General features: G+C 35.2%; 24 protein-coding genes and 1 pseudogene. 14 read left to right on the top strand and 11 right to left on the bottom strand.

Going from position 1 to position 24,497, the window contains the following annotated elements; all coding sequences use genetic code 11:
• The first annotated feature begins 157 nt into the window (after nucleotides 1–157).
• From AC3HD6_RS06395 to fabF, 4 genes are all read left to right on the top strand, one after another.
• Nucleotides 158–574, top strand: a complete 417-nt coding sequence (locus AC3HD6_RS06395) for an OsmC family protein (RefSeq protein ID WP_488895593.1) — start codon at nucleotides 158–160, stop codon at nucleotides 572–574.
• Nucleotides 575–687: 113 nt separating this feature from the next.
• Nucleotides 688–1,293: a TetR/AcrR family transcriptional regulator gene (locus tag AC3HD6_RS06400; RefSeq protein WP_488895594.1), complete on the top strand. Its 606-nt coding sequence runs from the start codon at nucleotides 688–690 to the stop codon at nucleotides 1,291–1,293.
• Between the two features lie 10 nt (nucleotides 1,294–1,303).
• Nucleotides 1,304–2,572: an acetyl-CoA C-acetyltransferase gene (locus AC3HD6_RS06405; protein WP_488895595.1), complete on the top strand. Its 1,269-nt coding sequence runs from the start codon at nucleotides 1,304–1,306 to the stop codon at nucleotides 2,570–2,572.
• Nucleotides 2,573–2,763: 191 nt separating this feature from the next.
• Nucleotides 2,764–4,005: a beta-ketoacyl-ACP synthase II gene (gene fabF, locus AC3HD6_RS06410; RefSeq protein ID WP_488895596.1), complete on the top strand. Its 1,242-nt coding sequence runs from the start codon at nucleotides 2,764–2,766 to the stop codon at nucleotides 4,003–4,005.
• A gap of 138 nt (nucleotides 4,006–4,143) precedes the next feature.
• Here the strand turns inward: fabF and AC3HD6_RS06415 are convergent, their stop codons facing one another.
• The 3 genes from AC3HD6_RS06415 to msrB all read right to left on the bottom strand — a co-directional run bounded on the left by AC3HD6_RS06415 (nucleotide 4,144) and on the right by msrB (nucleotide 6,064).
• Complete coding sequence (locus tag AC3HD6_RS06415; protein ID WP_488895597.1) at nucleotides 4,144–4,557, bottom strand: cupin domain-containing protein; 414 nt, start codon at nucleotides 4,555–4,557, stop codon at nucleotides 4,144–4,146.
• A 91-nt stretch (nucleotides 4,558–4,648) separates the two neighbouring features.
• Nucleotides 4,649–5,407, bottom strand: coding sequence for a murein L,D-transpeptidase catalytic domain family protein (locus tag AC3HD6_RS06420; protein WP_488895598.1), 759 nt, complete (start codon nucleotides 5,405–5,407; stop codon nucleotides 4,649–4,651).
• Between the two features lie 129 nt (nucleotides 5,408–5,536).
• Nucleotides 5,537–6,064, bottom strand: coding sequence for a peptide-methionine (R)-S-oxide reductase MsrB (gene msrB, locus AC3HD6_RS06425; protein ID WP_488895599.1), 528 nt, complete (start codon nucleotides 6,062–6,064; stop codon nucleotides 5,537–5,539).
• A 106-nt stretch (nucleotides 6,065–6,170) separates the two neighbouring features.
• Between msrB and AC3HD6_RS06430 the strand changes: the two genes are divergently transcribed.
• Complete coding sequence (locus AC3HD6_RS06430) at nucleotides 6,171–7,415, top strand: DUF445 domain-containing protein (RefSeq protein ID WP_488895600.1); 1,245 nt, start codon at nucleotides 6,171–6,173, stop codon at nucleotides 7,413–7,415.
• A gap of 16 nt (nucleotides 7,416–7,431) precedes the next feature.
• Nucleotides 7,432–8,325, top strand: coding sequence for a hypothetical protein (locus AC3HD6_RS06435; protein WP_488895601.1), 894 nt, complete (start codon nucleotides 7,432–7,434; stop codon nucleotides 8,323–8,325).
• 33 nt (nucleotides 8,326–8,358) lie between these two features.
• Here the strand turns inward: AC3HD6_RS06435 and AC3HD6_RS06440 are convergent, their stop codons facing one another.
• Both AC3HD6_RS06440 and AC3HD6_RS06445 read right to left on the bottom strand, forming a co-directional pair.
• Nucleotides 8,359–9,396, bottom strand: coding sequence for a quinone-dependent dihydroorotate dehydrogenase (locus AC3HD6_RS06440; RefSeq protein WP_488895602.1), 1,038 nt, complete (start codon nucleotides 9,394–9,396; stop codon nucleotides 8,359–8,361).
• 477 nt (nucleotides 9,397–9,873) lie between these two features.
• A complete protein-coding gene (locus AC3HD6_RS06445) occupies nucleotides 9,874–10,590 on the bottom strand; it encodes a pseudouridine synthase (protein ID WP_488895603.1) in 717 nt (238 codons plus the stop codon).
• A 327-nt stretch (nucleotides 10,591–10,917) separates the two neighbouring features.
• Between AC3HD6_RS06445 and AC3HD6_RS06450 the strand changes: the two genes are divergently transcribed.
• The gene (locus AC3HD6_RS06450; RefSeq protein WP_488895604.1) at nucleotides 10,918–12,459 is read left to right on the top strand and encodes a glycine--tRNA ligase; all 1,542 of its coding nucleotides are present in this window, start codon (nucleotides 10,918–10,920) and stop codon (nucleotides 12,457–12,459) included.
• 81 nt (nucleotides 12,460–12,540) lie between these two features.
• On the top strand, nucleotides 12,541–14,070 hold the full coding sequence (locus AC3HD6_RS06455) for a hypothetical protein (protein WP_488895605.1): 1,530 nt from the start codon (nucleotides 12,541–12,543) through the stop codon (nucleotides 14,068–14,070).
• 169 nt (nucleotides 14,071–14,239) lie between these two features.
• Here AC3HD6_RS06455 and AC3HD6_RS06460 read toward each other — a convergent pair whose 3' ends face one another.
• Nucleotides 14,240–15,568: a M48 family metalloprotease gene (locus tag AC3HD6_RS06460; RefSeq protein WP_488895606.1), complete on the bottom strand. Its 1,329-nt coding sequence runs from the start codon at nucleotides 15,566–15,568 to the stop codon at nucleotides 14,240–14,242.
• Nucleotides 15,569–15,665: 97 nt separating this feature from the next.
• Here AC3HD6_RS06460 and AC3HD6_RS06465 point away from each other — a divergent pair, with 97 nt between their 5' ends.
• The gene (locus AC3HD6_RS06465) at nucleotides 15,666–16,799 is read left to right on the top strand and encodes a serine hydrolase domain-containing protein (protein ID WP_488895607.1); all 1,134 of its coding nucleotides are present in this window, start codon (nucleotides 15,666–15,668) and stop codon (nucleotides 16,797–16,799) included.
• Between the two features lie 5 nt (nucleotides 16,800–16,804).
• Nucleotides 16,805–17,416, top strand: coding sequence for a YdeI/OmpD-associated family protein (locus tag AC3HD6_RS06470; protein ID WP_488895608.1), 612 nt, complete (start codon nucleotides 16,805–16,807; stop codon nucleotides 17,414–17,416).
• 166 nt (nucleotides 17,417–17,582) lie between these two features.
• On the opposite strand, the gene AC3HD6_RS06475 is transcribed toward AC3HD6_RS06470, so the two are convergent.
• Nucleotides 17,583–18,362 (bottom strand): DinB/UmuC family translesion DNA polymerase, encoded by a 780-nt coding sequence (locus AC3HD6_RS06475; protein ID WP_488895941.1) that lies wholly within the window; start codon nucleotides 18,360–18,362, stop codon nucleotides 17,583–17,585.
• Nucleotides 18,363–18,419: 57 nt separating this feature from the next.
• A pseudogene (locus AC3HD6_RS06480) lies at nucleotides 18,420–18,821 on the bottom strand (Y-family DNA polymerase); the annotation flags it as partial.
• 283 nt (nucleotides 18,822–19,104) lie between these two features.
• Here AC3HD6_RS06480 and AC3HD6_RS06485 point away from each other — a divergent pair.
• From AC3HD6_RS06485 to AC3HD6_RS06500, 4 genes are read left to right on the top strand one after another with little or no spacing between them, the layout of a single operon-like run.
• Nucleotides 19,105–19,617 (top strand): Pycsar system effector family protein, encoded by a 513-nt coding sequence (locus tag AC3HD6_RS06485; RefSeq protein ID WP_488895609.1) that lies wholly within the window; start codon nucleotides 19,105–19,107, stop codon nucleotides 19,615–19,617.
• Between the two features lie 8 nt (nucleotides 19,618–19,625).
• Nucleotides 19,626–20,402 carry a nucleotidyl cyclase domain-containing protein gene (locus tag AC3HD6_RS06490; RefSeq protein WP_488895610.1) on the top strand — a complete coding sequence of 259 codons (777 nt, stop codon included), beginning with the start codon at nucleotides 19,626–19,628 and terminating at the stop codon, nucleotides 20,400–20,402.
• Nucleotides 20,403–21,413, top strand: a complete 1,011-nt coding sequence (locus AC3HD6_RS06495; RefSeq protein WP_488895611.1) for an adenylate/guanylate cyclase domain-containing protein — start codon at nucleotides 20,403–20,405, stop codon at nucleotides 21,411–21,413.
• A 44-nt stretch (nucleotides 21,414–21,457) separates the two neighbouring features.
• On the top strand, nucleotides 21,458–22,441 hold the full coding sequence (locus AC3HD6_RS06500; protein WP_488895612.1) for a hypothetical protein: 984 nt from the start codon (nucleotides 21,458–21,460) through the stop codon (nucleotides 22,439–22,441).
• 40 nt (nucleotides 22,442–22,481) lie between these two features.
• Here AC3HD6_RS06500 and AC3HD6_RS06505 read toward each other — a convergent pair whose 3' ends face one another.
• From AC3HD6_RS06505 to AC3HD6_RS06515, 3 genes are read right to left on the bottom strand one after another with little or no spacing between them, the layout of a single operon-like run.
• Nucleotides 22,482–23,501: a site-specific integrase gene (locus AC3HD6_RS06505; protein WP_488895613.1), complete on the bottom strand. Its 1,020-nt coding sequence runs from the start codon at nucleotides 23,499–23,501 to the stop codon at nucleotides 22,482–22,484.
• On the bottom strand, nucleotides 23,498–24,166 hold the full coding sequence (locus AC3HD6_RS06510) for a tyrosine-type recombinase/integrase (protein ID WP_488895942.1): 669 nt from the start codon (nucleotides 24,164–24,166) through the stop codon (nucleotides 23,498–23,500). The genes AC3HD6_RS06505 and AC3HD6_RS06510 overlap by 4 nt, the downstream gene beginning before the upstream one ends.
• On the bottom strand, nucleotides 24,112–24,495 hold the full coding sequence (locus tag AC3HD6_RS06515; RefSeq protein WP_488895614.1) for a hypothetical protein: 384 nt from the start codon (nucleotides 24,493–24,495) through the stop codon (nucleotides 24,112–24,114). Before AC3HD6_RS06515 ends, AC3HD6_RS06510 begins: the two co-directional genes overlap by 55 nt.
• Nucleotides 24,496–24,497: the final 2 nt, after the last annotated feature.

A 24,497-nucleotide genomic window follows, 5' to 3' on the forward strand; every position in this document is an offset into this window, starting at 1 on the left:
TTTCGTCATAATTTGATATGTATATCAGAATAAAATCATGCTTCTGTAATTTAATCTACTCCAAGCAATGCTTTTTTGTATCTTTATACAGAACAATTTTGTAAAGAAAATAAACTTTCACATCAATATCAATTCATATTAATCAAAAATCAACAGTATGAAACGTAATGCAACAGCCGTTTGGAACGGTACTATTAAAGAAGGAAAAGGCCATATCACGACACAAAGCACTACTTTAAACCAAACACAATATTCTTTTAGCAGCCGCTTTGAAGATGGTGTAGGAACCAATCCTGAAGAGTTATTGGCTGCTGCCCATGCAGGATGTTTTACGATGAAATTAAGTGCTGAGCTTTCACAAGCAGGCTACACTCCTGAAGAGCTAACCACCAAATCAGTCATCACTCTTGATCCAAACATTGGAAAAATTACAAAATCTGAACTAACCCTTACCGCAAAAGTTCCCGGAATTTCAGAGGAAGAGTTTCAGAAATATGCAAAGATTGCAGAAGAAGGATGCCCTGTGAGTGCAGCATTTAACTTTGAAATTACATTGAATGCTACTTTAGCATAAAAATATAACAAATACAATAAGTCTGGGCGCTGCAAAGTTCTCAGACTTCATTTTAAAATAAAATATACCATTTGGTATATTTTTGTATATTTGCATTATAATTAAGCATTTAAATGTCAAAGGCAGAAAAGACAAAACAATTTATCATTGAGAAAACGGCTACTTTGTTCAATACAAAGGGCTATAGCGCTACTTCATTGTCAGACATTACCCAGGCAACTGGACTCACCAAAGGAAGCATTTATGGAAACTTTGAGAATAAGGATCAGGTAGCTATTGAAGTGTATAAGTATAATGCAGGATTGCTGAGCAAAGTAATGAATCATTCGTTAGGAGATCAATATCCAACCTCAACCGGTAAACTTCATGCTTTTGTAGCATTTTACAGAAAAAACTGGCGCTCTGTTTTTTCAAATGGAGGATGCCCGCTAATGAATGCTGCCACAGAGGCTGATGATTCTTTTCCTGCTCTTAAGCAATATGTTCAAAAATCATTTACATTATGGACAGAAAGAATAGCTGCAGTGATTCTTCAAGGGCAGAAAAACAACGAGTTGAATGTCTCTATAGATCCTGATGAATATGCCTCTCTATTTATTATGCTTATTGAAGGAGGAATCTTACTTTCAAAAACAATGGATAATGAACGATTTCTGAATCAGGCGCTGGACAAAGTCAAAGAGATGATTGATCATGAACTCACCATTCTTCCATCATAAATTTTCAAATATGGAAACAAAAAAAGTGGCCATTGTAGGATACAGCAGAATCCCATTTGCCAGAATGAATACCGCCTATGCAGAAAAGGGCAATCAAGATCTTTTACTATCTGCTCTGAATGGATTGATAGATCGCTATCAATTACAAGGTCAATTACTCGGAGAAGTAGCCGGCGGTGCTGTCATCAAACACATCTCAGAAAGCAACCTCATCAGAGAAACCGTAATGAATACCTCATTGAATCCTGCCACTCCTGCCTGTGATCTTCAACAGGCTTGTGATACCGGAATTGAGGCTGCAATTTACATTGGGAATAAAATCGCTCTTGGACAAATAGATTCTGGTATCGCCTGTGGTGTGGAAGCGATGAGCAATATTCCTTTTGAATCTTCCCCCCGATTGAGAAAAGCTCTTTTAAAAGCTAATAAGGAGAAATCTGCATTTGGAAAATTAAAACAGCTGTTAAGTCCGAAACTAAAAGACTGGATGCCTATTCCTTACAAAGGGCAGGAACCCAAAACAGGTCTTGTAATGGGTGGACATACTGAAATAACAGCTAAATATTATCAGATTTCAAGGGAAGATCAGGATGATTTGGCTTTTAAAAGCCACCAGAATATGGCAAAGGCTTATGATGAAGGATTCTTTGATGATATGATTACATCTGCCTATGGGCTGGACAAAGACAATAATCTTCGCCGCGATACCAGCCTTGAAAAATTATCTCAATTAAAACCTGCTTTTGATAAGCAAAACGGAACATTAACAGCCGGAAACTCTACTCCTTTTACAGATGGTGCTTCTGCAGTATTATTAGCTAGTGAAGAATGGGCAAAAGCCAATAATCTTCCTGTTCTGGCTTATATTACATTTTCAGAACTTGCAGGAATAGAATATGTTGAAAACCAACAGAATTTATTATTAGCTCCCGTCTTCGCTGCGGAAAGAATGCTGAAAAAAGCAGGAATAAACCTGGAAGACTTTGATTATTATGAAATTCATGAAGCTTTTGCCGCTCAAGTACTGGCTACCATTAAAATCTGGGAAAATGATAATCTTGCTAAACAGTTCGGATTGGAAAAAGCTCTTGGCAAGATAGACAGAAGCAGACTCAATGTAAAAGGCGGAAGTTTGGCAGCTGCGCACCCTTTTGCAGCAACAGGGGGAAGAATCATAGCTACCTTAGCCAAACTATTGAATGAAAAAGGAAGCGGAAAAGGCTTTATCTCTATCTGTGCGGCTCGTGGACAAGGCGTAACGATGATCTTAGAAAAGTAGTTTACAGCTACTTTTACAGAAAAAACATTCATTATGCTATAAATAATATACTTTATTATTCGTCCGCAGCGAAAGAAAAATGATAATATTGCAAACGGAAAACAGAATGATAAAGAAAAGCAGTGAAATGAAGCATGGGTAAAAACACTTTACCGCATGAAAATCTAATCAGTTTTAAACAATCAACTAATATGAAAAGAGTTGTCATTACAGGATTGGGCGCAGTGACACCCTTGGGAAATAATGTCGAAGATTTTTGGCACAACAGTATTAACGGAGCCAGCGGAGCTGGGTTAATCACTCATTTCGATTCAGAAAAATTTAAGGTACACTTTGCTTGTGAGGTAAAAGGTTTTGATCCAAAGCTGCATCTTACCCACAACGAAATCAAAAGAAGTGATCTTTTTACACAATATGCTATGTACGCTTCAGCAGAAGCAATACAGGATTCCGGTTTGGACCTTGAAAATATGGATCCTTTCGACTCTGGAGTAATCTGGGGAACAGGACAGGGCGGAATGTGGACTTTTGAAAAAGAAGTAATGGATTTTGCACACGGTGATGGTACACCTCGTTTTAATCCTTTTTTTGTTCCTAAGTTTATTGCCAATATGGCTTCAGGGATGATCTCCATGAAGTATGGTCTTCAAGGAATCAATTATACAACAGTTTCTGCTTGTGCAACAGGAAATACAGCATTGATGGATGCTTTCAACTACATCCGTCTTGGAAAAGCAAAGGTAATCATCAGTGGCGGTTCTGAAGCGGCTATTACTCCGGCTTCAATAGGTGGCTTCTCTATTATGAAGGCTATGTCTACCAGAAATGATGATTTTGCAACAGCCAGCCGTCCTTACGATGCAGACAGAGATGGTTTTGTAATGGGTGAAGGAGCTGGTGCATTGATTCTTGAAGAATATGAACACGCCTTAGCAAGAGGGGCAAAAATCTATGCTGAATTAGCCGGTGCAGCTATGACTGCAGATGCTTATCACATGACTGCACCTCATCCGGAAGGCGTGGGTGCCATCAAAGCAATGCATTTAGCCGTAAAAGAAGCTGGTGCCAATATAGAGGATATTGATTATATTAACCCACATGCTACTTCTACTCCACTGGGAGATTTGATTGAGCTAAAAGCTATCAATAATGCATTTAAAGGGAGTAAAAACCTTGATATCAGTGCCACAAAGTCAATGACTGGCCACTTATTAGGTGCAGCCGGAGCCGTTGAAGCGATCCTATCTATTAAGGCTATTCAAAACGGTATTATTCCACCAACCATCAATCTTCACAACATTGATGAGAGTATCCCTAAAGATATTAATATTGTATTCGGAGAGGCTAAAGAAAAAGAAATCAATTTTGCATTGAGTAATGCATTTGGCTTCGGAGGACATAATGCCACTTTAGTATTCAAAAAGTTCCGCTAGCTCTGAAACAAAGATGACTAATTTTAGCGTTTTTTAGTTACCTTTTTCAGGACGAGACAAGATAATTTTAATCCCTGTGTTTTACATAGGGATTTTTTTATTGATATGGATACAGCAGACAGAATATGTTAAAGTTTCCTAGGGAGTGAAAAAGTCATCTGCATTTTCAGCCATTGGAATATACAGTCGTATCCATTCTTTACCCTCTATTATATCCCAACTATGTCCATCACCCTCAACATCTTCTGCTAAAAGAATAATCCCTGGCTCAATTATAAATGTTGAACCGTCTGTAACCTTGAATCGAACGGTTCCTTTAATTGTAACAACGTATTGTTTTCTTGGGGCAACATGTGTATTTTTTTCCCATTCCTCCGTTCGATTGCTGATCCAGAATACGTTGGCATGAATGTGGGCTAAAGTTGGTATTGTTCCCGCTTCAAAAGTACATGATCCATCAAGCTTACTTACTAATCTAATAGCTGGAACAAACTCCGGTGATACTTTTGGTGATACATTCATATCTTGGTTATTCTTATATTCTGTATTCATACATCAAATAATAATTACTGTTAATAAGTATGGTTTCTGATCATAAATGTATTCAAAAATTAAAAAAGCAGTCAAATTTGACTGCTTTTTCTTATGCTTTTAACCATTCCGAAGAGGAAAGGTAATTCTGATCGGGATAATAGATAAATAATAAATTTCTACCTTTTATCGTATTAATCATGGATTGTGACAGTTCTCTAGGGACTGCAGGACAACCCCAGCTTCTTCCGATTCTTTTATGCATTGCTGCAAATGTGTCACTTACATAATCTGCGCCGTGCATTACGATTGCTCTTTTATATGCCGCGTCATTGAATCCCTTATCCATTCCTAATAATCTCAAAGAGTATCCGTTATCTCCCTGATAAGTTGCATCTGTGATATAAAATCCCATGCTGCTCTGTCGCGAACTTTCCGTATTAGAAAAATTCGTGGCAAATTCTTCGCCTGTATTTTTACCATGAGCTACCAGTGAGTTAAACAATACTTTTTTATCATTCAAATCAATCACCCAAAGTCTTTTAGTATTGGAAGACATAGAAAAATCGCAAACAGTTAATAGATGCGACTCGTCAGTAAGTAATCCTGCTTTTTTTAGGTTTTCAAATCCTGTTAATGCTTTAGAAAAAACTTCATAGTTCAATTCATGTTCAGGATCAAATTCGATGGATTGGTATAGTGCTTCCGAAGAAGATACTGCCGTAGTAGTATTTTTCTCAGATTTCGTGTCAGTTACTCTTTCTGTCTTTGTTATGTTGACGTTTTCATTCTTTACCACTGCTCTTGGAGAAATGTAGAATGAAGTCGTCACCATGTAAAAAAGGCCTATTACGCCATAAAATCCTTTCATTCAATAATATATTAGTACCAAATTAGTGGGGCAAAATTATAAAAACATCGCTATCAGCCACTTATAAGTCTAAAAAATTTAACTGAATTTAAGAAACTTTAACGTCCTGATTCTGTGAAATAAAGCTCATTATTTTTGTGAATCACCAACAAATTCCAAGCTGATAGAATTCATGCAATATCTCAATCCTGTAGGCCTTGGACCATCATCAAACACGTGTCCTAAATGGGAATCACATCTCTTACAAAGCACTTCTACTCTTTCCATTCCATAGGTAGTATCTCTTTTATAATAAACTCCTTCTTTATCAGCCTCAAAAAAACTTGGCCATCCGCAGCTGCTTGAAAATTTTGAACTGGAACGGAATAAATGGTTCCCACAAACGGCACAATAATAATCACCTAGTTCATCAAAGTCGTTATATTTTCCTGTAAAAGCCCTTTCTGTAGCCGCTTCCCGTGAAATTGCGTAAAGATCGGGAGCCAGAATCTTCTTCCATTCATCATTGGAGATATTCAGCTTTGTAGTATTGGTTCTTGAATAATATGGATTGTTTTTTGCTTCTGTATTTTCCATAGAAGTAATTTTAATAGGTTTCTGTTTCTGTGTACATCCCTGCAGAACAATTAATATAATGGCTGAAATTAAAAACTTCATCGTAAGCTTTAGCATTTAAAGTATAATAAACCTTTTATACGTTTTGAACTAAAAAGCTTTATTAACATTCAATGGTTTCATAACCAAATTTAGTAAATTTGAGAATATGAATGACGAAGCAAAAAGAAAACAGCTTAGAAAATATAAGGCATTTGCCACAGGATTGTTTGTTCTGATGGCTCTTATTTTCATTGTGACGACTATTATGCAGAAATCCAGTTCCTCTCATTGGATCGGCTATGTACGGGCTTTTGCTGAAGCTGCCATGGTAGGTGCATTGGCAGACTGGTTTGCAGTTACCGCATTATTCCGTCATCCCCTTGGACTTCCAATTCCACATACCAACCTGATTGAAAACAGTAAACAAAAATTGGGTGATAACCTGGGAAGTTTCGTAGTCAGTAATTTTCTTTCTCCTCAGAATATCCGCCCATACATCCAAAAACTAAAAATTTCCGGTTTTGTAGGAGAATGGCTAGCCAAAGAAAAAAATCAGAATATTCTGATCCGAAACCTATCAGATATTATTCTTGACATTCTCAATAAGCTTGATGATTCTACAGTGAGCCAGTTTATCAGTAAAAAGGTTTCTGATATGACTGATGATATCAAACTCAACAAAGTGGTAGGAAACGGGATCCATTATATTCTGGAAAAGAATGACCATCAGAGAATCATCACCAATCTTGCCAAACAGATCAAAGAATACATCGTTCAAAATGATGAGATGATAAAAGATAGGGTAAAGAAAGGAAGTTATACGTTCATCCCATCTTTCGTTGATAATAAAATAGCAGATAAAATAGCAGATGGACTGTCTGATTTTTTCAAGGAAATAGAAGAAAATCCGGAACATGAAGTGAGAGCCTTAATCACTCAAAAAATTCATGAATTTTCGATTGATTTAAAGGAAGACCCAAAATGGGATGACGAATTTAAAACCATCAAAAACGGGCTTCTTAAAAATGACAAACTGGATGAATACTCCAATGACATTTGGGTTTCTATCAAGAAAACCCTGATGAAAGAACTTCAGGAAGACCATTCTGCATTGAAAAATTATCTCTCCAAAAACCTAAATGAATTTTCACAAAATTTGAAAACCGATGAAAACCTTCAGAACAAAATTGATCATTGGGTTCGGGTAACGGCTTATAAATATATTCTGAAAAACACCCATCAATTCGGAAACCTCATCAGTACCACTGTGGGCAACTGGCAAGGGAAGGAATTGAGTGAAAAAATGGAGCTGGAAGTAGGAAAAGATCTTCAGTTCATCCGTGTTAATGGAACTTTAGTAGGAGGTTTGGTAGGACTTATCATTTATACCATTGCCCATTTCTTTATTTAAAAACGGTAGCACAACCATGAAAAAACTTCTTATTTTTCTCCTATTTTTCTTTTTCCTTCCTGGTAAAAGCCAAAAGATTGAATTAAAAACAGTAACAGACTCTTCTCAGATCTTTAAGGGAGAAATCGCAGGAGTTCCCATTACTCTGCAGCTTCATTATGATGGCATTCCGGATTGCAACTTATACCAACATTTCGTAGACGGCTGGTATTATTACAATAAATATCAGAAGAAAATCCCACTCACCGGACTTTATGATTATGGGAAGCTGTCATTATATAATTTCGGATCTAAACATCAACAGATTTCCAAGCAGTTTAAAGAAAAAATCAATTCTCCGCAGGATGTAGAAAAAGTAGCTGAAATTGCAAAAGGTTTTAATCCTAAAGAAATCATTTTATTTGGACAGAACCAAACTAAAGAAAACCCTATTCCAGGAAATTTTTATCTTGATAATAAAGACAAAGCTCAGCCTGCAAAACTATTTACTGGTAATGATATGATCTATCGCTATAATAATTACCTCATTCTACCCAATAACAAAAAAATAAACACCTTTGATGTTATTAATCTGTATGGCGGAAATGAACTTATTTCTTATGTTTCCGGGGAAAAAGGAAACCGAATTTTATTGTATTTTGACCACGCCTCCAATCTTAATGCCTGTGGAAGATGCGGAGCCAGTGAAGGTGAAAAAGGCTATAGAATTCTTTATTTTACGAAGGATTGGAATTATAAACGTTACGAAGAGTTTCTTACTGAAAGCTGTATGGAAAACATCTATGACACTACACAGACAAAATCAAAGGATGGTAAAATGATCTATTATAAAATAAGAAAATCGGATTCTTCTCCAGCTCATACACTAACGGTTGATATCAAAAATGCATCTGTAATAAAGTCAAAATAAAAAAGAGTTCATATTCTGAACTCTCTTTTTATATTATCTTGGCAATCTACTCGCTCTTTTTAAAATCTCTTTGTTGATTTCGTTAATCAGTTCCGGACCTTCATAAATAAATCCGGTATACAACTGAACCAGGCTTGCACCGGCATCTAATTTTTCAATAGCATCTTTTGCTGAATGAATTCCGCCCACTCCAATGATTGGGAATGCTCTGTTACTTTTATCGGCAAGATACTTAATCATTTTTGTACTTCTCTCACGAATCGGCTTTCCGCTTAAACCTCCGTTTCCTATTTGCTCTAACATTTCAGGAGAAGTTTTCAACCCTTCTCTGTTGACAGAAGTATTGGAAACAATCACACCATCTATTTTAGTTTCTGCAATCAGGTCGACAATTTCATCCAACTGAGTGTTATTAAGATCCGGAGCAATTTTAAGTAATATTGGTTTCTGTACAGATTTTGACTGATTGATTTTCTTTACTTCCGTAATCAGCTCACGAAGATATTCTACATCTTCCAGTTTGGCGTGGCTTCCTACATTCGGACAGCTTACATTCAATACAAAATAATCTACATGAGGATGTAACCCTTCAAAACAATCCAGATAATCCTGGGTATAATTTTCAGGTTGTGTATCTGTATTTTTTCCGATGTTTCCACCGATGATGATTTTCCCTTTGTTGGTTTTCAGTTTTTCAATAGCAGCCTGCAGCCCATCATTGTTGAATCCCATTCTGTTGATGATTCCACCATCTTCAATAAGACGGAATAATCTTTTTTTAGGATTTCCAACCTGAGCTCTTGGCGTAACTGTCCCAATTTCTACAAAGCCAAACCCTAAGTCTCCCAATTCGTTGAACAGCACAGCATTTTTATCAAAACCGGCAGCCAGTCCTACAGGATTTTTAAATTTTAATCCGAAAACTTCTCTCTCCAGACGTTTGTCTTCAATAGGTTTTGGGAAAAATAATTTAGTAAGAAATCCAAAATTCTTTAGCATCGAAAAAGTAAAATGATGTACTTCTTCAGGATCAAATTTGAAAAGAATCGGACGAATGAGCGATTTGTACATTGAAAAAAAGTTTTACAAAATTACTCATTTTAAAATTAATGGTGGATTACCCTATGATATTTTATCAAAAAATATATTATAAACGTCATCTATAGAACCTAAACATCCGCTTAAACAACAATATCTGTGAGATATTTTTAAACGCTATGATCGCGAAGATTTTTAATTAACCTTGAAAACATTTTTGGCCGCAAGGGCGTTTCACTAAGCTAAGAATTAATCTATCTTGGCTGAGCAAAGTATTACTGCGATCGAAAAAAAATCCTTCTAATTATTAACAAAGCCTGGCGATCATAGCGTTTAAAATAAACACTCAATTTTATCAAAGAATGTTTATGTGTCTCATCTATACAACAAACACATCACGTAATTGGAAAAATCGACGAGATATTTTTTTACTCTATTCGGCTATCCTTATCAAGGTTTAAAACCTTGACAAGGATAATTCCCAAAAATTTTTCCTTTGATACAGAAAGCTTATTCAATAAAGTCTTTGGGCTTAGAGTACGAGCTTAAATCAAAATTCAGAATATTTCCTACTCTTTTAAACTCCTCATCCACAGTAGCATTTACTGTAATTCTTTCGTTAGAAATAGGATGATTAAAAATTAATTGATGAGCATGAAGTGTCATTTTATTAATGCCAAATGTTTGAAGCCACAACTTATTCTGCTTATTGCAGCCATGCTTACGACAGCCCAAAATTGGATGCAGGATATGTTTGAAATGTTTTCTCAGCTGATGAAATCTTCCTGTTTCAGGAATGGCTTCTACCAAACAATATCTCGAAGTCTGATGTTTTAAAAAAGGTAAATCGATTTCCGAAGTCTGCAAAAGCTGGTAGTATGTAACCGCATTTTGCGTGACTTCATTTTCATTAACCAGGTCATAATCGATGGTTTCTTCTTCTTTTGCCCAGCCTCGCAGAATAGCAATATATCTTTTCTCTACTTCGCGTGATGCAAACTGTTCACTCATTATTCTGAGGGTATCTTTATCTAACGTAAATAGCAGAACACCGGAAGTTTTTCGGTCTAATCTATGTACAGGATACACTTTTTGCCCAATCTGTTTTCTCAGTTCCTGAATAGCATAGGTATCGGCTTCTCCTGCATAAAAGGATTTATGAACCAATAACCCGCTGGGTTTGTTGATGGCAATAATGTGTTCGTCACGATAAAGAATTTCTAACATGGTGCAAAAGTAGAGATTTTCTAATGATTCTTATTTCAGCGAGAAGGTTTAAAAATGTAAGAGGTTATTCTTATTCTAAACCTGACAGGTTTGTAGAGGCACAGAAGTCAATAGCCCTGATTGAGCGGTATGTTTGAGCTCTTTTTTTTAGTTTCGGCGGCGGCAAAGCCGCCGCCGAAACTAAAAAAAAAGCGAGTAGCGAAAGCAGGTTCCCGGCTCCTGAAAACGAAAATCAAACTATTTAATGGATTATTAATAGCTTTTTTTACTGAATCTCATGATTTTGGATCCAATTTGCTATTTTTGCACATCAGACGTAAAAAAATTATGGCAAAGCAAGAAGATGTTTTCAAGAAAGTAATTTCTCACGCTAAAGAATATGGATTTATTTTCCCTTCCAGTGAGATCTATGATGGTTTATCCGCTGTTTATGATTATGGACAGAACGGGGCTGAACTTAAAAATAATATCAAACAATATTGGTGGAAAGCTATGGTACAGCTTAACGAAAATATTGTGGGTATTGATTCAGCGATCCTTATGCACCCAACAACATGGAAGGCATCAGGCCACGTAGATGCTTTCAACGATCCATTGATTGATAACAAGGATTCTAAGAAACGTTTCAGAGCAGATGTTTTGGTAGAAGACTACTGTGCTAAAATTGAAGATAAAGAGAATAAAGAAATCGAAAAAGCTGCGAAAAGATTTGGAGAAGCTTTCGATAAAGATCAGTTTGTTGCTACGAATCCAAAAATTCTGGAATACAGAGCGAAAAGAGAGGCTATTCTTTCAAGATTGGCAAAATCTCTAGAAAATGAAGATCTTGCTGATGTAAAAGCATTGATTGAAGAGCTTGAAATTGCAGATCCGGATACTGGTTCTAAAAACTGGACAGAGGTAAGACAGTTCAACTTAATGTTCGGAACTAAACTTGGTGCTTCTGCAGACAGTGCTATGGATCTTTATCTTAGACCGGAAACAGCTCAGGGTATTTTTGTGAACTATTTGAATGTTCAGAAAACTTCACGTCATAAACTTCCTTTTGGTATTGCACAGATTGGTAAGGCATTCAGAAATGAGATTGTGGCTAGACAGTTTATCTTCAGAATGCGTGAATTTGAACAAATGGAAATGCAGTTCTTTGTAGCTCCGGGTACAGAACTGGAATTCTACGAGAACTGGAAACAAAAGCGTCTGAACTGGCACTTAGCTTTAGGATTAGGGAATGATAATTACAGATTCCATGATCACGAAAAATTAGCCCACTATGCGAATGCTGCAGCTGATATTGAATTCAACTTCCCGTTTGGTTTCAAAGAATTGGAAGGAATTCACTCAAGAACTGATTTTGACCTTAAGGCTCACGAAAAGTTCTCTGGAAGAAAGCTACAGTTCTTCGATCCTGAAAGAAATGAAAACTATGTTCCTTATGTAGTGGAAACTTCTGTAGGTTTAGACAGATTATTCCTTTCTATCTTCTCCCATTGCTTAAAAGACGAAGTATTGGAAGATGGTTCGGAAAGAACAGTTTTATCTTTACCTCCGGCATTAGCCCCAATTAAAGCAGCAATTCTTCCTTTAATGAAGAAAGATGGTTTAGCTGAGTATGCTGAAAATATCTTTAACGACCTGAAGTACGATTTCAACTTGTTCTACGAGGAGAAAGATGCCATCGGAAAACGTTACAGAAGACAGGATGCCATTGGTACTCCTTATTGTATTACGGTAGACCATGATTCATTAACGGATCATACAGTAACCATCCGAGACAGAGATACGATGCAACAGGAAAGAGTTCCGGTTTCAGAATTGAGAAGAATCATTGATGAGAAGACCAACTTCAGAAATCTACTTTCTAAAATATAATGCAAAAGCCCTGATTGTTCAGGGCTTTTTATTTTTTATCAACGTATTCTAGAATTTATTATTTTAGCTCAAAATTCAACCATGAAAAAAATCACTTTATTGATGTTTGGTTTCATCCAGACATTGGTATTTTCCCAAACTCAGGATTTAACAACTTTAGCAGCCGGAGATCACGTAGGAATGAATGCCCTATTTGATGATAAGGACAATCTTTACGGTTATGTTTCTCTATATTCTTACGGAAAATCTGGCGAAAAGGCAAAAAAGTTTGAATATGTTATCTTGGACAAAAACCTTAATCCTGTTGCCAACAAAGAATTCGAAGGAGATATTACAGCAGCTTCTTATAGAGGATATGTAGACTTCAAAGGGCAAATCATTCTCAAACCTTCTATGATGGATTATTCACTGGTAAAAAGCAGAGAAATATTCACGCCTGTTTCTATGGTCATAGATCCAAAAACCAATACAATTACCCGGAAAATATATTATGATTATCAGGAAGATGGCACTTTCAAGGAGATCAATGAGCCCAAAAGCTGGAAAGCACAGCGTAAAGAAAGCCGTGATGAGAAAAAGGAAAAGGGCTATAATTATGTTTCAGCAGTTGGAGAGCTGAAAGAAGGAGGCTATTTTGCTATAGAATTTAAGGATTATGGAAAGTATCAAAACAGCAATAACCTGATCCGTTTTGATCATAACAAAAAGGAAGTCTGGAGATATCAATATAATACCGACGGAAGTAAAAAGATTTTCACCACATTATCAGTTCTTGAAAGAGATGAAAACTATATGTATTGTGTGATGAAGAAAGTAAATGAAAAAGACAAAGCATTCAGCCTTCTGGTCATTGACATGAAAACAGGGAAAGAAGTATCCAACAAACCTATTACAGGGCTTTCTGATGATGCTATTGACAATATTGACTCTTTCTATTCTAACTACAGACAGCTTGATAATGATAAAACGTTTGATGACAAGGTGGTTCTACTGGGAAGGAATTACAATAATTCTGATTTTGTAGGGTTTGCGAGAATGATGGTGGATAAATCAAACTTTACTACAGATACCAAAGTCATTAATTTTGATCCTAATATTGCTGCATTTTTACCCAAAGTTGATAAAAATGGTTTTGTAGAAAATGGTTATATGCTGCAAACCAAAGACATGTATTTTATGAATGATGGAAGTGTTGGAATTTTATCTGAAAAATATAAACCGGCAGGCCAGTATACTGCTCCTAAAACAACTGATCTTGTTTACATTTACACAGATAAAGACTTCAAAGTAAAAAATGTTCAGGTGTTTGAAAAAGAAAAATCAAAATGGGTAAATAGTGACTATCTGTTCTCGCAATACCTTAACGGAGGTAAAGATGTGGTATTCTTCTATCGTGACTATCAAAAAGATGAAGTTACGAAACAAAAAAGATGGAACCTCTTTATCAATACTATCATTGATGGAAAATTCAAACAAGAGATCATTCCTATTTCGGAAAAAGACAATTACACAGTCATTCCGTATGTAGGAAAAGAAGGTTATATCTTGCTGCGTGAGTATAATGAGAAAGAAAAATTCAATAAAATCCGTTTAGAAAAACTGAACTATTAATAAAAGATTGTTCTTTTCACATTATTTTTTACTTATATATTCCATATGTTTATGGTGTAAAATTATTTGAACATGTGGCTAAAAATAAAAGCTATCTCCCATTTGAGATAGCTTTTCATTTTGGAAATCTGAAGTATTTTAATGCTCAAGCAGATATTACCTTATGATACTATTTCGATGTTGCAGCAATTTCGATACCCTGATAATAATCTGAAATATTTTTGACCTCATCCAGGCTTAGATTCCACATAAAGTTCAGAAATTGCTGATAGCTTTCACTTTGATCCTTAGGTTCTACTCTATCCAGATATCGGTTCAGGTTATAGTTTTTCCTGGCCTCGTAAATTTTGGAGAAGCATTTTCCCAGCCACCCTTTATAGTATTTTTCCTCTTCTCCGTCCTGCAGGAATTGCATCGCTGTATAAATTCCTAATCCATAATCTTCAGAGTGAAAATAGTTGGGAAGTATCTCCATTCTTGCGGTTTTTTTCAAAGCCAGATATGCCTCAGATGGTTTTTCCGATTCTACAGAAGTATTAAGTTCAGGAAAAGTCTTTTTAAGCTTTTCTATTCTTTTCACCATTTCAGGGTGCGAGGCTATAGAATCCTTATTCAGTTTTTCTTTGTAAAAGTTATAATTGTACAGAGAAAAATCTTCTTTCTTCATCCATTTATCCTTAAAAGCCTGTTTGGGAAGATCAAAAAGCTTCTTATAGGTTTCCATTTTAAGTATTTTGGGTGAAATGGTATCGAATTTCTGGAGTTTTTGTAATCCGCTGATAAACTCAGTTTTCTTAAAGTCACTGTTTTTAAAAATAACATACCCCAGGGAATCCGCCTGCATTTCAAGCTTTCTCTTCTCTACTCCTTTTTTATAAATTCTGTTTTTAAGAATATCAAAAGCCTTTTCATTACGTCCATTACTGCGTTGATCTGTGGTTTCTTTGATATTTTGTACTGTAGATTTGTCTAGTTTATCCTCTTCTACACTATTCAGTATAGATTTCAGCGTATGTTCTTCTATCTTATGTCCTAATTCATGGGAAATTACCCCTGCTATCTGAGCTTCATTATCCATCCAGTTATACAGTCCCATATTAATCACAAAAGTTCCATCTGCCAGGCAGTAAGCATTGGGAGTATTGTCTCTTGCAATGAGAACTTTAAGATCCTTGGGAATTCTGGGATTATTTTTTCTGAGCCTTTCTACTAAAGATTTAATAACTGCATCAAATTCAGATTTAAAAACAAAGTCTTTATTTTTCACCTGTTTTTCAAAATCAGCTCCGAATTCTTTATATACTTTAGACATTTCAGAACCTGTTCTTCCAGAATACTGTGACCTCAGCCCTTTCATCAGAGTTTCATTATTGGTCGTAAAGTTTTTCAAAAAATCTTTCCGCTGGAGGTAATCCGCGGTATCTATTGCTTTATAGGTTTGGGAAATCCCCGCTACTGACAGCAAAAAGCACATCAATACAATAAGTTTTCTGGTCATATTTTTCATCAATTAAGCAAAAATAATGTATTTGGTGATTGATTCTTATTTTTATTCACAAATTATTTTAAATTTGTTAAAGACCGATTGACGAAAAATGAGAATACTAAAATACATCATAGGCGGGGCTGTAGCAGGAGCGGCAGCAGCTTACTTTTTGGGATATGATTATTTATTCAGTGGAATTTCCAAAACATACCTTAAGGGAAAATCAAGTGCCTATATTGATGACGGAAACCTGTTTCCCAGCAATCCTATTACAACAGAAGATCCCAAACGATGGGAAGAAGTTCCCGAATACAACACAAGAAAATTACCGAAAACTTTAGTTGACGATTTAAAACACTCCAAAACAGCTGCTTTTGTAGTCATAAAAAATGGTAAGATCCTTCATGAGCAATATTGGGACGGATACAATCAGCTCTCACAAACCAATTCTTTTTCTATGGCAAAGGCTGTTACAGTGATGCTTTTGGGAAAAGCTTTGGAAGAAGGACTGATTAATAACATTGATGAAAAACTGTCTGATTTGTATTCCGAATTTAAAGAAAAGGCTTTCGGAAATGAAGTTACCTTGAAAAATCTGGCCCAAATGGAATCTGGTCTTGATTGGGATGAAAATTACAACAACCCCTTTCTTCCCAATGCCAAAGCTTATTATGGAAAAAGCCTTGTAAAAGCTGTATTTTCAAGAAAATTCAAAGAACAGCCGGGAACAAAGTTTGAATATCAGAGCGGCTCTACACAGCTCCTTGGTTTCGCCTTAAAAAAAGTTTTGAAACAACCATTGGCAAGTTACCTTTCTGAAAAATTCTGGATTCCGATGGGAATGGAACAAAATGCAAAATGGAGCACCGATGATTATGGGATGGAAAAAACCTATTGCTGTATCCATTCCAATGCAAGAGACTTTGCTAAACTTGGGCTTCTATTTCTGAATGATGGTAAAGTTGGAGATCAGCAAATTCTTAACACAGACTTTATTGAGCAGATGAGAACGCCTACAGAAAAGTCTGAAAACATTTACGGAATGGGTCTTTGGATCAATCATGACAACCCAATCAAGCATTATTATTTTCTGGGACTTCAGGGGCAATATATCATTATGGTTCCGGAACATAATATGGTCATCGTAAAAACCGGAAGCTATCCTAATAATCCTAAAAATGACAGAGGAAGACCGGATCAGGTGAAGTTCCTTGTTAATGAAACCGTACAACTATTCCAATAAAAAAGATGGAGAAATACAGCTCAAAAATAGACACCTATATTGAAAAGTCTCAGGATTTTGCTAAACCTATTCTTCACTACATTCGGGAAACCGTTCATGAATCTTGTCCTGATGCGGAGGAAACCATGAAGTGGAGTTTTCCACATTTTATTTACAAGGGTAAAAACCTCTGTGCTATGGCTTCTTTCAAACAACACTGCACATTTGGGTTCTGGCTTGAAAAGGAAATGAAAACCATGCAGGAACTCACACAGGATATTGAAAAGAATTCCATGTTTAGTTTGGGGAAAATTACAAAGATTGAAGATCTTCCTTCAAAACCTCAACTGAAAAAAGCCATTAAAGAAGCCATGGAGCTTACAGATATGGGTGTTACTATGAAAAAAGCAGCTCCTTCCAAAACAGAAATAGAAACTCCTGATTATTTTTCATCTGAGTTACAGGCACAACCAAAAGCATTAGAAGTTTTTCAAAAAGCATCCCCATCCTTTAGAAAGGAATATATCACATGGATCACGGAAGCCAAAACTGAAGCTACCAGAAATAAAAGAATGGAACAAGCTTTGGAATGGATTGGAGAAGGAAAAGGAAGGAATTGGAAGTATGAAAGAAGATGAATTTAATTTCTCTTAATCCGGAATTAAAAAAATTAACAAATTATTGAAAAAATAGCATTTGATCAACAAGCCTGAAATTATATTGAATTGAAATAATTTAAGGTACACTTTCAAAGACTCTCTACATAGACCCTCTTATTCCATAAAACCACATAAACCGCTAAAATCAATGAAACCTAAAATTCGCCTCTGGCAGCGTATTCTTTTTCAAGAATGCTTCATATTCCGGAGATAATTGGGCACGACCAAAAGTATTTTCACCGCTCATACTTCCAAGGCGGACTTTATCCTTACCGAACTTTCTGTTCATAGCATCCATTGCTTTCATCACAGGAAGATGTTGATTCTGTATGTCTTCTTCAAAAAGGCTGATCTGTCTTTGATCTTTAGGAACAAAATCGTTGACCATCACTCCTGCCCTTTTATAGTGGAATCCATCTCTGTAAACGGCTTCAAAAAGCTCATTCACTACTCTTCCTATCAATATGGATGAATTGGTTGGATTGGGAAGAATTTGAGTCATAGCATTTCTATATTCAGGAAGGTCTTTTCTGAATCGGTTGGTTTGCACAAAGACCGTTATCATTTTACAGCAGGTATTCTGGCGGCGTAATCTTTCTGAACAATACATTCCAAAGGTTTTTACCCGCTCCCGGACAGCTTCTTTATCAGTAAGCATTTCCATAAAGCTTCGGGTAACCGCAATTGATTTTTTAGGAGATGGAGCATCCAGTTCCAGTTGACGGATTCCTTTCAACTCGTTGATCATCCTTACCCCATGAATTCCCATCACTTTCCGAACCCACATTTCGGGTTTCTGAAGAAGGTCCCAAGCCTTATACACACCGCTATCATTCATTTTAGCAGCCAGTTTTCTTCCTATTCCCCAAACATCTCCTATATTCAGCCATTTCAACGCTTTTTCTATTTTTTCAGGAGTATCCATAATATACACTCCATTAAATTGCTCCGGAAAATCCTTTACAATTCTGTTGGCTACTTTACATAAAGTCTTGCTGGGGGCAATACCAATACTTACAGGAATATTTTCTTTCTCCTGAATTTCTGTTTTGATTTTAGCACAGTATTCGTGAATATCAATATATTTGAAGCCTGTTAAGTCTAGAAAAAGCTCATCAATACTGTATATTTCATAATCCAGAACATAAGAACGGGCTATATTAATGACCTGCTGGCTTTTATAATTATAGAGCTCGAATTTTGCAGAAAAGCTTTTTACATTATGCTCTTTGAAGAGATCTTTGTATTTGAATGCAGGAGCTGCCATAGGAATTCCAAGATCTTTTGCTTCCTTACTTCTGGACACTACACATCCATCGTTGTTGGAAAGAACCACAACGGGTTTGCCTTCAAGGTCTGGATCCAGAGTCCTCTCACAGGAATTATCAAAAGCTTTCGATAAGAGTTGTTATCAAAAGTTAAATATTATCGAAAGTCATAAAAACAAAACACTGAAAATAAACACATTAATATTATATTTTCATGTTAAGCTAGTGATAACAAATTAAAAAACAGAATAATTGCTAGTCAGAATTGGACGAAGATTACACATTAATTTGAAATAACAAACCTAAAGTTGAAAAATAATGTGAAATTCAAAACTTAAGTAGTTTCCCGTAACCATCTTTTTCAGATAAATTGTATATTTCTCAAAAATTAATCTCACCATGTATGAACCTAAACATCCCGAAAGGTATTGGGAAATTCTTCAATTAAATATTGAATGGCTCAGATTTTCAGAAACAAAGGCAACACTGCTCCTTACAGTTTATGGAATCCTTTTTACAATTGCCTATACTAATTCTACGGCAGTCTTTGACTCACTAAAAGATTCAGTATGGATCACAATCCTTGTATTTGCGTACGGATTGGCAAGTCTTATATCTATAACTTTTGCATTCCTGTGTGTAAATCCAGCACTCAAAAATGTAAATCCGACTTCAATCATTTACTTTGGACACATTTACAAAGATCTTACTCAGGCTGACTATAAAACTCGCGCACAGACAATTATCGACGATGAGGACAAATTAACTGATCAAATAACTGAACAAATCCACATAATTTCAAAAATAGGTTGGAATAAATACAAAAATGTAGGATGGTCACTTAGGTTTTTCATAACCAGCCTTGTAATTATATTGGTTACTATCTTTTCATATTTAATCCAAAACCTTTAACCTAAAATATGGCAAATCTAGAGCAGATTAGATCACTAAATATCCAATATAACAAAAATAGTCCTCTAACGGAAGACTACGCTCCTCTTTTAAATGAAGCTTTTGATCCGGATAGAATTGAAAAAGGATTCAATGATTCAGTTATAAACCTCAATCCTACCTATATTGGTTATTTTGAATTTGGACTTCCGGCACAGGTAACATTAATTTTTATAGATGTATGTAGTTTTTCCACAAGATTCTCAGGTTTGGATGGAGATGCGATAAGCGAATTTTTTGATGAGTACTATAAATTGGTGATTCCTATTATATATGAGCATAACGGTGAAATCGATAAAATAATCGGAGATGGGATTATAGCTGTTTTTGGTCCTCCCTTTTCCCTTTTAACTTTTGATGAAAATATTAAAATGGCAAGTAAATGTTCAAAAGCAATTATTGCTGCAACAGCCAACACGAGGTTTGAAAGTAAAATAGCTTTACATGCTGGATTTATAAACTATTTTAAAAATAAAAGTGGACTTTACAATGAATATACTATAATCGGAAAACCATTAACAGAGCTTTTCAGGCTCGAAACTATTTCTGAAGATAATAGTATTAATTATTATCAGGACACAGATGTTTCCGCATATTATGATAAAATGACCAAAACTACACAAGACACAAAGATCCTTACCAGATATATTCCTTGGAAATTATCAAAAAAGGACATTCCTTACTTGAAAGGAGTCTCTTATAAACAATTATGCTATATTAAATATGAACCATTAAATCAAAAATAAGTGTCTATAAAATCAATTATAACCGAAATCGAAGTTGATATTCAGGATGTAATTAATACAGAATTTGAATATAGTGATACTTATTTAGTTCCAAATGCCAATGATCCAGCTCTAAGCTATGAACGTAACAAATTAAAAAAAGGTAAAAAACTTGAAACCTGTGTTTTATATGTAGACATAAGGAATTCAGTTGTTCTCAATGAAAGCCACAGATCGAAAACCTTGGGACGAATTTATACAGCCTTTACCAAAGCGGTTATTAAGGCTAGTAGAGCACATGGTGGTCATACTAGAAATATCATCGGAGATAGGGTAATGATTGTCTTCCCTACAACAAATTGTTTCACCAATGCTGTTAAGTGTGCAATAACCATTAACCATATAGCAAATAAGATTTTAAATGTAAAATTTAGTGGGGTAGATTTCAAATGCGGAATAGGTATTGATTATGGAGAACTTAGAATAATTAAGGTTGGCATTCAAAGAAATGGTACTGAAGGACCGGAAAACAAAGGGCTTGTTTGGGCTGGTTATCCCGCCAATATTGCTTCAAGATTGACTGACTTAGGAAATAAAACTATTACAGAAACTTACTATGAAGTTGTAAGAAACCCTATAAACCCTAGGGCCATAAAAGGGGGATACGGTTTGGCGGGGCTGATGGGAATGTATGGCGAAAATCAAGGCTATAATCCAAATGCTCCTTTTTATCTTACTACAACAGAAACAGTAGAAATGACAGAGTCTGAGTTTGCACAAAGTTTTGTGATGTATGATCATAAACAGGAATATTTTAACAGCGGAGGCAGAATGACTTCTTTTAAAAGAAAAACAAGGACAATAGTTTACCCTCCGATACTGGTTACTGAAAGAGTATATAAAGGCTTATTGGATGAAAGTCCTGATCTTGATTTGGCTAAAACTACTAGCTGGAATAAACAAAAACATAAAATACGCGACGTACGTTGCGATGTTTACGGTTCTTCAATGATGTGGAATCTTACTTCTTGAACACAAAATTAATAGTCAAATTCACAAATAATTATATTGAATAAATGGAAAATTTAGTTTACTTCCCAACATTTGAGCCTCCTTCACCAAATTGGCTGAAATTTGCATTACTTTATGTGGACAATTTTAATCCTATAATCCCCTACAACAGGAGGAATGAACTTTCCATCGACTATCAAAGGGTTATAGACAACACTGATTTGATAGAGCCATATTCTCCTGATTATAACCAAGGTGATAGAGCCTCGTTAAAAGCTATTGAGTTTATCGATAAGCTTAAGCAAGCTCCTTATCGATATTCAAATATTTTTAATAGGGTAAATATTTTGAGAAATATTACGGATCCCTCTAAAAGAAACTTTAAGATCTATAAGGAAAAATTCTCCATGCACTGGGAGGAATTTTGTATTACAAACAATTACGGAAAAAAAGATAATACTGGAATATTTGTATCTGAAGAACTCGCATTTATATTTATGACCTTTCTTGCAGAAGAAATTGCTTTTGAAGAGGGAAAATCTATTATAACAGACAATAATAGGTTTGACAATTTTTTAAATTATAGCAGAGCAATCCCCAGAGCTATAATTAACAAACAAAATTTTACTCAAGGAGTTTTAACCTTAACAGTTCCAAGAAATATTTCAGAAATTTCCATTGAAAATATCATTAGGTTCAGAAATCAAAATCGGGATAAAATAAAAGCATTTAATTCCGAACTCAATAACTCTATCAACAATGTTCAACAAGGTATAACTGAGCGCGAATTCGTTGATAGGTTTAATGACATATATTCAGAACTGACCTCCGAAATTTTAACTCAGGGATTTGGTGTTGCTACTATTCCGCTTGCAACATACATCCTATTACAAAATTCGGCAGCAACAGCCCCAGAATATGTAAACCAGATCATTGGTGGTCTTGGAATTGTCTTGGCTGCTAAAACTGCTATCGGGACAAAATGGAAAGACATCACAGATCGGCATAATTGCAAGCGTTATTTAACAAACTTGCAGAGATTGAGATAACAAATAAAAAGGAACTACTGATTTTAGTAGTTCCTTTTTATTATATTCCTAAACTAGTTAAAAAATCTATCTCATTATCATTTCCCTCCCAAGACCCAAGTCTTCCTTTTTCTGGGATTACATCTTGGTAAGCTGCTTCAAGAGCATCTCGTTTTTGTTTTGAATCAGCTCTTGCATATCTTTCCGTCGTTTGTACACTTACATGTCCTAAAATATCTCGAATGTAAACAATATTAACTCCACCTTGTAAAAGGTGCATTGCTTTAGAATGCCTAAAAACATGAGGACTAATAATTGCAGGAATCAGTTGACTATTAACTTTTCTAGCACTTTCTGCATATTTCTTTAAAATATAAGTTATACCTGCCGTCGTAAGCTTTCCTCCTCCTCGATTAAAAAATAAAGGGCTAAATTGTTTTTCAGGTCTAAGCAAATGATTCTCTTTGACATATTGTTCTAATAAATTAATTTGTTCTTTCAGCAAAGGAACATCTCGTTGTTTATTACCTTTACCTGTTACTCTTATATGATAAGGATATTCAAACCTTACACATGATGGGCTTAAATCTACAAGCTCCTGAACCCGCATCCCACTATCATATAATAGCGCAAGCATAGCCAAGTCCCGTCTAGAAGCCAAAGTTTCTACAGATATCTGTTTGAGCAATAACTGTATACCTTCTAAAGACAAGTAATTCATTACTTTTGAAAATCCTTTTTTACTTTTAATTGATCGGATATTTTGCCACTCAGCTAATCTGTCTGGTACTTCATATTGTAAATATTTACAAAAAGAACAAATGGCTCCGTAACGATTATTTCTTGTTGAAATGGAATTTTTGCAATGTATTTCAAGCCACATTAAGAAATCTTCTATGGATTGCTTATTTAAATGTTTTAATTCTAATTTATGAGGAGGGATACCTTTCACTTTACTCAGAAATGTCACCAATAGATTAAAGCTTTTTTTATATGCTCTTATCGTATTGGATGACGCTCCATAATTTCCAGCAAGATATTTATGGAAAAAACTTTGGAGATATTTAGCAAAATCAGTCATGGATTATTCACTTTTGGGATTTGAGGGAAAATTAAAGATGTCGGATGTTCTAGCTGTATTATTCCAGGAAACATTTCGTTTGTAAGCCTAACATAATTATTAGTTGACCTTGGATCATTATGACCCAAAAACACAGAAATCATAGGCAATGCACAATAAACATCTATGTTATTACGTACCATATTTGCAAGGCTATGAACAGCCGCAGTATGTCTTAGATCATGAATTCGTGGAGGATTTCCTCCCAATTTTGAAGATATTCCTGCTCTATTTAAAATATCACAGAACCAACGCCTAAGACTTTCTCCCAAACAGCTTTTTCCTCTTTGTGTAATAAAAAATGGCGATTCAGGTAAAAGAATTTTTTCTATTGGGTTTTTGTCTCTAAATTCTTTGTACTGTAACAATACTGGTAATAACGAATCATTTATTGCTGAGAGCCTTTGTGTATTATTTTTTGAATCATTTATTACTATTGTTCTTTTTTCAAAATTAATATCTTTATTTTTAATTGCTAATGCTTCGCCAATTCTTAACCCGGTACTATAAAGCAATCGAAGCATTGCTGGCATAGTAAAAATCATGGTTTGCGAATACTGATAACTGATCTTTAAGGAATTTGACAGTAAAAATATAGTTTGAATTTCTTTATGGGTAAAATATATGGAATATAATTATTTTTTGCTCCTTTTCTATAAGAAATCGGTACATAACAGTCTATCCCTAAATCACGCATATAATTGCCTAATTGAATCCAAGCATTGTACTTCATGTATAAAGATCGGGGGCTATCATTAGTTCTGGTTTTTCTCCATTTATTTACAATCTCTTCTCTTATAAAATGGTCTTTCATGTTGTAATCATTACAAAATTTATCGATCTCTAATAAAATCCACTTAAGTGCCGATGAATTATATCCTTTAAGCCCTCTCTCTTTTAAAAAACCCTGAATATAAGGAGCTAATTTACTGGTATATATAAATTTTTTTTCCATAA

It is taken from the genome of Chryseobacterium sp. II3a (assembly GCF_057815135.1).